General features: G+C 63.6%; 11 protein-coding genes. 2 read left to right on the top strand and 9 right to left on the bottom strand.

All coding sequences use genetic code 11. The annotated features are described in order from the left end of the window. From VJR68_RS20225 to VJR68_RS20190, 8 genes are all read right to left on the bottom strand, one after another. Window positions 1-923, bottom strand: a 923-nt coding sequence (locus VJR68_RS20225) for a HAMP domain-containing protein (RefSeq protein WP_324150570.1), incomplete at its 3' end; no start/stop codon positions are given. Continuing rightward, window positions 920-1,621: a response regulator transcription factor gene (locus VJR68_RS20220; protein ID WP_324150569.1), complete on the bottom strand. Its 702-nt coding sequence runs from the start codon at window positions 1,619-1,621 to the stop codon at window positions 920-922. The genes VJR68_RS20225 and VJR68_RS20220, both read right to left, overlap by 4 nt. Before the next feature lie 86 nt (window positions 1,622-1,707). Next, window positions 1,708-2,565, bottom strand: a complete 858-nt coding sequence (gene rpoH, locus VJR68_RS20215; protein WP_324150568.1) for an RNA polymerase sigma factor RpoH — start codon at window positions 2,563-2,565, stop codon at window positions 1,708-1,710. Between the two features lie 219 nt (window positions 2,566-2,784). Continuing rightward, the gene (gene ung, locus VJR68_RS20210) at window positions 2,785-3,495 is read right to left on the bottom strand and encodes a uracil-DNA glycosylase (protein ID WP_324150566.1); all 711 of its coding nucleotides are present in this window, start codon (window positions 3,493-3,495) and stop codon (window positions 2,785-2,787) included. 44 nt (window positions 3,496-3,539) lie between these two features. Next, window positions 3,540-4,379: a response regulator gene (locus VJR68_RS20205; protein WP_324150565.1), complete on the bottom strand. Its 840-nt coding sequence runs from the start codon at window positions 4,377-4,379 to the stop codon at window positions 3,540-3,542. Window positions 4,380-4,546: 167 nt separating this feature from the next. Continuing rightward, the gene (gene ftsX, locus VJR68_RS20200) at window positions 4,547-5,518 is read right to left on the bottom strand and encodes a permease-like cell division protein FtsX (RefSeq protein ID WP_324150564.1); all 972 of its coding nucleotides are present in this window, start codon (window positions 5,516-5,518) and stop codon (window positions 4,547-4,549) included. Beyond that, complete coding sequence (gene ftsE, locus VJR68_RS20195; RefSeq protein ID WP_324150563.1) at window positions 5,515-6,192, bottom strand: cell division ATP-binding protein FtsE; 678 nt, start codon at window positions 6,190-6,192, stop codon at window positions 5,515-5,517. Before ftsE ends, ftsX begins: the two co-directional genes overlap by 4 nt. 157 nt (window positions 6,193-6,349) lie before the next feature. Further along, a complete protein-coding gene (locus VJR68_RS20190) occupies window positions 6,350-7,993 on the bottom strand; it encodes a DEAD/DEAH box helicase (RefSeq protein ID WP_324150561.1) in 1,644 nt (547 codons plus the stop codon). Between the two features lie 361 nt (window positions 7,994-8,354). Here VJR68_RS20190 and trxA point away from each other — a divergent pair, with 361 nt between their 5' ends. Together trxA and rho are read left to right on the top strand one after the other, a co-directional pair. Beyond that, a complete protein-coding gene (trxA, locus tag VJR68_RS20185) occupies window positions 8,355-8,681 on the top strand; it encodes a thioredoxin TrxA (RefSeq protein ID WP_324150560.1) in 327 nt (108 codons plus the stop codon). A gap of 154 nt (window positions 8,682-8,835) precedes the next feature. Further along, the gene (rho, locus tag VJR68_RS20180) at window positions 8,836-10,611 is read left to right on the top strand and encodes a transcription termination factor Rho (RefSeq protein ID WP_324150558.1); all 1,776 of its coding nucleotides are present in this window, start codon (window positions 8,836-8,838) and stop codon (window positions 10,609-10,611) included. A gap of 116 nt (window positions 10,612-10,727) precedes the next feature. On the opposite strand, the gene VJR68_RS20175 is transcribed toward rho, so the two are convergent. Beyond that, window positions 10,728-11,060: zinc ribbon domain-containing protein YjdM (locus VJR68_RS20175; RefSeq protein ID WP_324150557.1), on the bottom strand; the 333-nt coding region annotated here is incomplete at its 5' end.

Here is an 11,060-nt window from a genome sequence, read left to right as displayed (position 1 = left end):
TCGGCGAAGCAGGCGTTGCGGCGCCCGTCCTCCAGCTCGGATACGCGCAGCAGCGCCCTGAAGCGTCCCAGCACCTGGTCGATGTCGACGATGCTCGCCTCCACCAGCGCTGCCTCCGGCTGTGCCGAAAGCTGCTGCTGGGCGCGGTACAGACGCGCGCGCAGGCGCGTAAGCGGTGTGCGCAGGTCGTGCGCAATGTTGTCGCACACGCCCTTCACTTCGTTCATCAGGCGCTCGATCTCGTCGAGCATGACATTGACGATGCCGGCCAAGACATCCAGTTCATCGCCACGCCCGCTTACCGGCAGGCGCTTGGCCAGGTCGCCCTGGCGGATCGGTTCCGTGGCCTGCTGCAGCGCGCGGATGCGCTTCTCCGGCCCGCGCCGCACCAGGAAACCGCCGAGCAGGCCGGGAATGATGGTGAGCGACAGCGCCCACAGCAACGCGCGCCAGACGATGGCGCCGAGGCCGTCGATGGTGCTGGTGTCCTTGGCGATGACCAGCACGCGTCCGTCGCCCAGGCGTTCGGCGAGCGCGCGTGCACGCACCCGGCTACCGTCGCGATCGGGCCGGGGCAGGCCTTGCGCCAGCAGGCGTACCTCGCCGTCGGCCGCCAGTTCGCGCGGCATGCGCACGATATTGCCAGCGAGCGGCTTGCCGGCCGCGTCGAACAGGCCGACCGACATGACGCCGTGCGGGTCGATCGTCGCGGCGGCATCCACGGCGGAAGCGAGGCGCTGCGTATCGGTGCTCGCCAGATAGTGCATGCGCTGCTCGAGCATCTGGTCGATCACGGTATTGAGATAGCGCGAGGTCTCCCACTGAATCACGCCGACCAGCACCAGGCCCCACGCGGCGAACATCGCGCCATAGATCACGATCAGGCGAGAGGTGGCGGAACGCCAGGCGTTGGGACGTGTCATGGCGGAGCCGATGCGTTCTGGGGGGCCGAGGTGATCATGTAGCCGGTGCCGCGCACGGTGCGGATCAGCGGCGCCTGGCCGGTGCCGTCGATCTTGCGCCGAAGCCGGCCGATATGCACGTCGATCACGTTGGTGCCGGGATCGAAATGGAAGCCCCACACCGCCTCGAAGATCATGGTGCGGGTGACCACCTGGCCGCAGTGGCGCATCAGGTATTCGAGCAGGCGGTATTCGGTCGGCTGCAGGGTCAGCGGCTGGCCCTGGCGGTAGGCGACGTGGCGCACCAGGTCCAGCTCCAGCTCGCCCACGCGCAGGCGCGTCTCGTGCTGCTGCGGCTGGCGGCGGCGCAGCAGGACTTCGGCGCGGGCGGCCATCTCGTCGGGGGCGAACGGCTTGGTCAGGTAATCATCGCCGCCGGCGCGCAGGCCGCGCACGCGGTCGTCCACTTCGCTGAGCGCACTGATCATCAGCACCGGGGTTTCGATCTGCTGGCGGCGCAGCGCCTCGACCACTTCGATGCCTTCCAGGCCGGGCAGCATGCGATCGAGCGTGATCAGGTCATAGGCCTGGGCGCTGGCGCGGGCCAGGCCCTCGCGGCCATCGGCCACCCATTCGGCGGTCATGCCGTGCACGCTCAGTTCGGCCACGATCTCGCGAGCGGTGACCTCGTCGTCTTCGATGACCAGGACTCTGGGCATGGCTTGGACGTCCGGACGTCTGGATGGATGCACAAAAACCGACGGCCCCGGGTGGGGCCGTCGGCGATGGTAGCGCTACCGAAGAATCAGGCGGCGAACAGGCCGCGCATCTTCTTCATCGCATTGGCTTCGACCTGGCGGATACGCTCGGCCGAGACGCCATACTCGTCGGCCAGATCCTGCAGGGTGGCCTTTTCCTCGTTCAGCCAGCGGCGCTGGATGATGTCGCGCGAACGCTGGTCCAGCTTCTGCAGGGCGTCGCTCAGGGTTTCGAGCTGGTTGTCGGCCTGGTCGGCGTCGGCGATGTTGTCGTACGGGTCGGCGCCTTCGTCGATCAGGAACGCCGCCGGTGCCGGCTTGGCATCGTCGTCGGCATCGGCCGGAGCCTCGAAGCCGATGTCACGGCCGGACAGGCGGGCTTCCATCTCGCGCACGGTCGCTTCCGGCACACCCAGGTCCTTGGCCACCACGCGCACCTCTTCGGCGTTCATCCAGCCCAGGCGCTTCTTGCTCTTGCGCAGGTTGAAGAACAACTTGCGCTGCGCCTTGGTGGTAGCGACCTTCACGATGCGCCAGTTGCGCAGGATGAACTCGTGCATTTCGGCGCGGATCCAGTGGACCGCGAAGCTGACCAGGCGCACGCCCTGGTCGGGATCGAAGCGCTTGACCGCCTTCATCAGGCCGATGTTGCCTTCCTGGATAAGATCGGAGAGCTGCAGGCCATAGCCGTTGTAGCCGCGCGCCACGTGGACCACGAAGCGCAGGTGCGACATCACCAGCTTGCGGGCGGAGGCGAGGTCACTTTCCTGCTGGTACCGGCGCGAGAGCTCCTGTTCTTCTTCCTGGCTCAGCACCGGGATGCGGTGCACGGCAGAGATATAGGCGTCCAGGCTGCCAACGACGCTGGGAACCGGCAGATTGGCCGTCACCAAGGCTTGAGACATGTTGGAACCTCCTGAAAGATGGGGTGAGCTTAGCACTCGGGCACTTAGAGTGCTAAAGGCATCGATGAGTTCCGGTGCCTTTTGTGTACCGTATAGTACACGAACTACCCCGGGCTTGTCCATGTGGGTGGATGCCGGGAAAACGAACTTCAAGGGTGACTTGTGCCGGGTGAACGCCGAGTCTGAACAAAGTCAGCGTCAGGTCGTCGGCCGGCGCCGCTAGACCCCGTCCAGCTGGGCACGCGGCGGCAGCGACCAGTCGATGGGCGCCTGCCCGGCCGCCTGCAGATACCGGTTGGCGGCGGAGAAATGCCCGCAGCCGATAAAGCCCCGGTGCGCAGACAGCGGCGAGGGATGCACCGACTTCAATACCGCATGGCGGCGGGTATCGATCAGCTGGCCCTTCCGCTGGGCATACGAGCCCCACAGCATGAAAACAATGCCTTCGCGCTCGCGGTTGAGGGCGTCGATGGCGGCATCGGTGAAACCCTCCCAGCCCTTGCCCTGGTGCGAAGCGGCCAGGCTGCGCTCCACCGTAAGCACCGCGTTGAGCAGCAGCACGCCGCGATCGGCCCAGGGCGTCAGACAGCCATGGCCAGGAAAGGGAACGCCGAGATCACGCTCGATTTCCTTGAAGATGTTGATCAGCGACGGCGGCGCCGGCACGCCCGGTCGCACCGAAAAACACAGGCCATGCGCCTGGCCGGGACCGTGGTAGGGGTCTTGCCCCAGGATCACCACCCGCACCGCGTCGAACGGCGTGTGGCTGAAGGCGTTGAAGATCTCCGGCCCGGGCGGGTAGATCACTTTGCCGGCACGCTTCTCTGCACGCAGGAATTCGGACAGCGCGCGCATGTCCGGACGTTGCAAGTAATCACCGATGCGGGTTTTCCAGGATGGCTCGAGCTTGATCCGTTCTTCGTCGCTCATCGGGGCTGCGGTTTGTTCGGTCACCATCTCCGCATCATAGGAGATCAGACGCTCTCTCGTGCGCGCAGATGCTGTGCGACACGCAACTGAAACAACAGTTTGGTGACCAGCAGTTTTTCTTCCACCGGTTTTTCCACCAGATCGTTGGCACCGGCGCGAATCAGCGCAGCCTGGTTATCGGGATTCTCATCGCCGGTCATCACCAGCACCGGCAACTTGCCTTTGCCGTAACCGAATTGAGTGCGGATGTGCTGCAGCAGATCGCCGCCGGTCAGTTCGCCCTTGAGGCTCACGTCGGTAAGCACGACATCCGCGCCGACGGTACCTTGTGCGCGCTCCACTTCCAGCAAGGCGAGCGCATCTTCCACGCTCACCACGTGGCGCACCGTAAGCCCGATCTTTTCCAGCATGCGGCGCGTAGCCAGCGCGACAACACGGCTGTCTTCCACGTACAGCACCACACCTTCGGCGGCGCTTTCCGGACGCACGTAGCCACGGATGAATTCCGCCAGCGCCTGGAAACCGAGCGACTTGTCGAAGTAATCGGTGACGTGTTCGCCCAGAGCACGGCGATGCAGGCGATCGTCCACGTCGCCCGAGACGACCACGATCGGCACGTAGATCTGCGGTGCGGATTCGCGCACGTAGCGCGCGAGTTCCAGGCCATCCATATCAGGCAGGCGCAAGGAGATGGTGATGAAGTCGAACACGCCGCTCTCGAGCAGCTTGTGCGCGTCGGCGCCAGTGCCGCAATCCACCACTTCCGCCTGCGGCAGTTCTTTCTGCAGCACGCGCGAGATCAACTGGCGGACGACCTTGGAACCGTCCACCACCAGCACGCGCGGTGCCGCACTGAGATCACGGCTGCTGATACTTGCACTCATCAAATTCCCCACATCCCGGTCTTGCCTGGCTTCCATGCATAGCTGATTCGGCAGGCATCCCCTGCGCCTGTAGGGCCTATTCTATCCAGCCCTAAAGAAATGACCGCTATGGTGACCTAAAAGCATGCAAAGGGGGTGCGAACGGCTTCACCGGCCGGGATGTCGGCTCAGGCAGCCTTGCGCAATTGCCAGGCACTCACCAGGCGCGCGCCCAGCCAGCCCAGGATGGCGGCCGCCACCGGCACTGCCACCAGCAACCACGGCGGCAACCCGCTTACGCGCAACTTCCCTTCGTAGACCTGACTGAGTTTGGCGACCGGTTCGACCAGCGCAAACTCGATCGCCAGCGCCAGCGCCACCGCCAACACGCCGCTGAACAGGCCATACCAGATGCCTGCATACAGATACGGTCGGCGCACGAACGCGCGGCTCGCGCCGATGAGTTTGAGCACGCTGATTTCTTCGGCGCGGCTGGTGATATCCACGCGCACGGTATTGCCGACCACCAGCAAGACCGCCAGCGCAAACAAACCCGCCAAGATCAGCACCACGCGATTGCCCACATCCAGCAATGCCTCCAACCGCTGCCGCCAGGTGCCACTGTCCTGCACCATGTCCACGCCTTGCATGCCGCGCAGATCATCCACCAATCGATTGGCTGCGTCCGCGGAAATACCATCTTGCGGTTGCACTTCGAGCACGAACGGCAGCGGGTTATCGTCCAGCGCATGCAAGGCATCGGAGAAGCCCTGCATCTTGCTGAGTTCGTCCAGACCTTGTTGCGGTGATTTCACCGTGACGTTCGCCACGCCATCGTGCTGACCGATCTGCTTGGCGAGCAATTGCGCATTGCCTGCCACCTGATCGGTTTTCAGAAACACGTTGACGACTTGGTTGCGCCCGAGCGCGCTGCCGAGCGATTGCATGTTCGACAGCAGCAAGTAAAACGCCAGCGGCAACGCCAGCGCCAGGCCCATCACCGCCACGGTAAGCAAACTGCCGATCGGTTTGGAAGCAAGACGCTGCAGGCTCGTACCTGCACTCCAGCCGTGATGTTCACGCCAGCTCGTGAATGGATGGCGATGGCTGCGCTCGCTGCGTGCCGGTGCGGGTGCCTGCGTGTCGGTCGATGTGCTCACAGCACTTCCTCCGCCGCGACATCGGCAACAAGCCGGCCATGATCGAGCACCACCACACGCTTCTTCACGCGCTTGATCAACGGCAAATCATGACTGGCAACCAGCACGGTCGTACCGACCTGCTGAAACTCGGCGAACAGGCTCATGATTTCGAATGCCAGTTGCGGATCGAGGTTGCCGGTCGGTTCATCGGCAATCAGCACGCTGGGCTTGGCAACGATCGCGCGCGCAATGCCCACGCGTTGCTGCTCGCCGGTCGACAGCGACGCCGGCAGCTGCCGTTCGTAATCGAGCAAACCCACTTTTTCCAGCGCCGCACGCACGCGGCGACCGCGCTCCAACGGTGTGATGCCGCCGATCACCAGCGGCAATTCGACATTCGCGAACACCGTGCGATCCATCAGCAGCCGATGATCCTGGAACACCATGCCGAGACTGCGGCGCAGCTTGGGGATGCCGCTGCGGCCGATCTTGGCCAGGTTCTGCCCATCAAGCGTGACGTGCCCGTGCGAAGGACGTTCGATCAGCGCCAGCAACTTGAGCAAGGTGCTCTTGCCTGCCCCGGAATGCCCGGTGACGAAGGCCATCTCGCCCTTGGCGACTTCGAACGTAAGCTGTGAAAGGGCTTCGTGTCCCCCTTCGTAACGCTTGCTGACTTGATCGAAGCGGATCACGCGTTTCCCTGTCCAGACCTGGTTGCTTGGCAGCAAGGATAAAGGGATAACGAACGGCCGGGAATCGGTATGCGCGCGATGACATAGGTTGGGGTGCGAACCCCAACCGATGCATGTGCATGGCGACGGTGTGGGGTTCGCACCCCAACCTGCGCGCTCAGCCGCCGGTGAACAGACGCGCGAGGCGGCGGAAGAAGCCGGCTTTTTTCGGTGCTGCCTGTTCGCTCGAAGGCGACTGTGCAACCACTTGCCGCGACGGACGATTGGCACCTGACGCCGCCGCCTGATTGACGGCCACTTCCGTGGCCGGCGCCGCGCCCGCATGACGACGACCGCGACCGCCACGACGACGCCGGCGCTTGCCTTCGCCGCTTGCAGCTTCTGGCGACGGCGCAGCGGTCGGCGGCACCGCGGGCTTGGCGTTTTCGGCGTGCACCGTGCGTTCCTCGCGCGGCTTGCGCGGACGGTCCTGGCGGCGCTCGGACGAACGCTCGCCCCCGCGGCCACCACCGCGGCTACGCGAACCGGACGGCTTGCTGCCTTCACGTGGCGTCACTTTGTCGCCGAACTCCGCACTGTCCGCCGCGGCCTCGGCTGCGAACTGCGGATCGATCTGCTTCGGCGTCGGCATCACCAGCAGTTCCGGTTCGAGATTGGCCACCGGGATTTTCTGGCCGATGTATTCCTCGATATCCGGCAGCGACATCGCATACAGATCGCAGGCGAAGCTGATCGCATCACCTTCCGCACCCAGGCGCGCGGTGCGGCCGATACGATGCACGTAATCCTCGGCGTCCTGCGGCAAGTCGTAGTTGAACACATGGCTCACGGCGGGAATATGCAGGCCGCGCGCAGCGACGTCGGTGCACACCAGCACGTCGAGCTGGCCGTCCTGGAACCGCTGCAGCAGTTTCTGGCGCTTGAGCTGCGGCACGTCGCCGGACAACGCGCCGACGCGGTATCCCTGGCGCTTCACGCGATCGGTGATGCGTTCGGCCGCAGCCTTGGTGTTGACGAAGATGATGCTGCGCTCGGCCTGCGTGCGCTCAAGCAGGTTGAGCAGCAGCGGCATCTTTTCTTCCTTGGCCGGAAAGTACACCTGCTGGCGCACGCGATCGGCGGTGACGTTGTCGGTCTCCACCACCATCTTCTCGGCGTTGTGCATGTGCTCGTAGGCCAGCTCCAGCACGCGATGCGACAACGTGGCGGAGAACAGCAGCACCTGGCGCTGCTCGCGCACCGGCAGGCGGCGGAAGATGAAGCGCACGTCCTTGATGAAGCCGAGGTCGAACATGCGATCGGCTTCGTCGATCACCATCACTTCCACGCCGTTGAAGCCGAACACGTTCTGCTTGTAGTAATCGAGCAAACGGCCGGGCGTGGCGATGATGATGTCGCAGCCATCCTTCAGCAGCTGGCGTTGCTTGTCGTAATCGACGCCACCGTAGATCAGCGCGGTGCGCAGGCCGGTATAGCGGCCGATGTTCTTGGCGTCTTTCTCGATCTGGATCGCCAGCTCGCGCGTGGGGGCAATCACCAGCGCGCGCGGATCGGAATCCTTGCGCTCGGCCACGGCCGACTGGGTGAGCAGCCGATTCATCAGCGCGACCAGGAAGGCGCAGGTCTTGCCGGTACCGGTCTGTGCCTGGCCGGCGACGTCACGGCCGGTAAGGGCAGTCGGCAGGGTCAATGCCTGGATGGGCGTGCAGCGTGCAAAGCCGGCCTCGTCGAGGCCTTGCTGCAACAGCGGATGCAAGTCGAATTGGGTAAAGAAGGTTTCAGTAAGGACGGTTTGGGACATGAATAGGGAATCTGATACGGGCCGGCGTCCAAGCGCTTGGCCCGGTCCCGCAGTCAGTCTGGCAAACCTTGGGACAGGTGGATGAATGCGGCGCAGCAGGCGCCGATAGCGTGGGCTATATACCCACCGGCATAGGTGAAGCGGCTCGTCAAGCGGGCCTCGCCTATACCGGCCGGTCATAGCTGGGTGCCCTTGAATCGCTTGAATCGCATCCCGACTTAGGCTGCAATGGAATACATGCCGCAACGGCAGTCATTCCACCTTCCGGATCGACCCGCGCCCCATGGGCACTTCCATTAGTGTATCTGATGATCGGCACGCGGTCTTAACTTTTACCCCGCCTTGACCCTGGAGAGCCCCGGTGAGCGAATTGATTACCCATATCAGCGACGACACCTTCGACCATGAAGTGCTGAAGTCCGAAACGCCTGTACTGCTCGATTTCTGGGCCGAATGGTGCGGTCCCTGCAAGGCCATCGCCCCGGCGCTGGATGAGCTGGCCAAGGATTACCAGGGCAAGCTGCGGATCGTGAAGCTGAACATAGACCACAATCAGCAAACCCCCCGCAACTTTGGCGTGCGCGGCATTCCGACCCTGATGGTGTTCAAGAACGGCAAGGTGGAAGCCACCCAGATCGGCGCCGTCAGCAAGGGGCAACTCAAGCAGATGATCGACAAGGCCATCTGATTGCTGCTGTATAATCCGTCGCTGCAGCCACCCTTTACGGGGCTGCGCGACGGGTGATAGATTCTTTTCAGTTGGGGCTGTCCTGCCCTCTCGCGCATTCCGCGCAACGCTCGTCCTCCCTCCTGTCATCAACGGCGCCCCGTGAGGTTTGCCCGTGTCCGATATCGAAAGCAAAGATTCTTCCGACGCTATCCGCGCCGACTCCAAACCTGTGAGTGAAACCCCTACCCGCACCCGTTCGCCCCGCCGATCCAGCGCGGCCGCCAGCGAAGCCAGCCCCCCCGCACCGCGGCCACCCGAAGCACGGACCGAGTTCGTCGAGCGCCCGGCGCCTCCCGCCGAAACACGCTCCGAAGCACCGGCTCCCGCGCCAACCCAGGAACCCCTGCGCTACGGCGGCCCCAGCGGCGAAGCGACCGAAGCCCGCGACAACAGCCAGGGCGGCAATGGCAACGGAAACGGCGGCGGCCAGCCGCAGAATCAGGGACAGGGACAGCACGGCGGCGGCAATGATCGCCGCAATGATCGAAACGACCGCAATGACCGCAACCGCCGCCGCCGTCACGAGCGCGGCCAGCGTCCGCAAGGCGGCCCGGGTGGCCCGCCGCGCAATCCGCACGGCCTGCCGGTAGATGACGAAAACGCCGATATCGGCAGCAACGACCGCGTCATCAATCTCACCGAACTGAAGCGCAAGAACCCGATTCAATTGCTGGAATTCGCCGAATCGCTCGGCATCCAGGAAGGCGTCGCCCGCCAGCGCCGCCAGGACGTCATCTTCAACATCCTGAAGGCCCACGCCCGCTCCGGCGGCGGCATCTGGGCCGAAGGCGTGCTGGAAATCCTGCAGGATGGCTTCGGCTTCCTGCGCTCGGCCGATGAGTCCTACCTGGCCGGCCCCGACGACATCTACGTGTCGCCCAGCCAGATCCGCCGCTTCAACCTGCGCACCGGCGACTACATCACCGGACGCGTGCGTCATCCCAAGGAAGGCGAGCGCTACTTCGCGCTGCTGAAGGTCGACGACATCAACGGCGATCCGCCGGAAGCGTCGAAGAACAAGATGCTGTTCGAGAACCTGACGCCGCTGTTCCCGCGCAAGGCCTTCCATCTGGAACGCGGCAACGGTTCGACCGAAGACATCACCGCCCGCATTCTCGATCTGGTCGCACCGATCGGCCGTGGCCAGCGCGGCTTGATCGTGTCGCAGCCGAAATCCGGTAAGACGATGATGCTGCAGAACATCGCGCATGCCATCCAGTACAACCATCCGGACGTGCACCTGATCATCCTGCTGGTCGACGAACGTCCGGAAGAAGTCACGGAAATCGCCCGCACCGTACGCGCCGAAGTGATCAGCTCCACCTTCGACGAACCGGCCGTGCGCCACGTGCAGGTCGCCGAAATGGTGATCGAGCGCGCCAAGCGCCTGGTCGAGCACAAGCGGGATGTAGTGATCCTGCTCGACTCCATTACCCGCCTTGCCCGCGCCTACAACACCGTGGTGCCGAGCTCCGGCAAGGTGCTCACCGGTGGTGTGGATGCGAACGCGCTGCAACGTCCGAAGCGCTTCTTCGGTGCCGCGCGCAACGTGGAAGAAGGCGGCTCGCTCACCATCATCGCCACCGCGCTGATCGACACCGGCAGCAAGATGGACGAGGTGATCTACGAAGAGTTCAAGGGCACCGGCAACATGGAAGTGCACCTGTCTCGCCGCATTTCCGAGAAGCGCGTGTATCCGGCCATCGACATCAACCGCTCCGGCACGCGCCGCGAGGATCTGCTGATCGAACCGGATCTGCTCGCCAAGATCTGGATCCTGCGCAAGCTGCTGCACCCGATGGATGAGCTGGCGGCGATGGAATTCATGCTCGACAAGATGAAGAACACCAAGTCCAACGACGAGTTCTTCAATTCGATGAAACGCTGAAGTCGCACGAAAAAGCCGCCGAAAGGCGGCTTTTTTATGACTCAAGCTTTATTCGCAGGCTGGGATGACAATCCCAGCAGCGCCATGCAAACAGAAGCTGGGGTTGCCATCCCTGCCTACGCTTTCTTCAAGAAACAAACCTTCAATACCAGATCCTTGATCTTGTCGGAATGCCCTTCGATATGTTCCGCATCGCCATCGATCAGGCGGATGCTGCGAATCACCGTGCCTTGCTTCAACGGAATCGAAGCACCTTTCACTTTCAGATCCTTGATCACGATGACGCTGTCGCCGTTCTGCAGCACGTTGCCGTGCACGTCGCGCACCACCTGCTGGCTCTCTTCCTGGGCAACGGGGTGTTGCGACCACTCATGCCCGCAGTCGGGACAGATGTAAACGTCGCCATCGGGATAGGTGTGTTCCATGCCGCAAACAGGGCACGCGGGAAT

Origin of the sequence: Dyella sp., assembly GCF_035277725.1 — a bacterium.
Classification (GTDB): Bacteria; Pseudomonadota; Gammaproteobacteria; order Xanthomonadales; family Rhodanobacteraceae; genus Dyella_B.
Note: the sequence above shows the minus strand (reverse complement) of the source record. Positions and strands in the feature narration are given on the sequence as shown.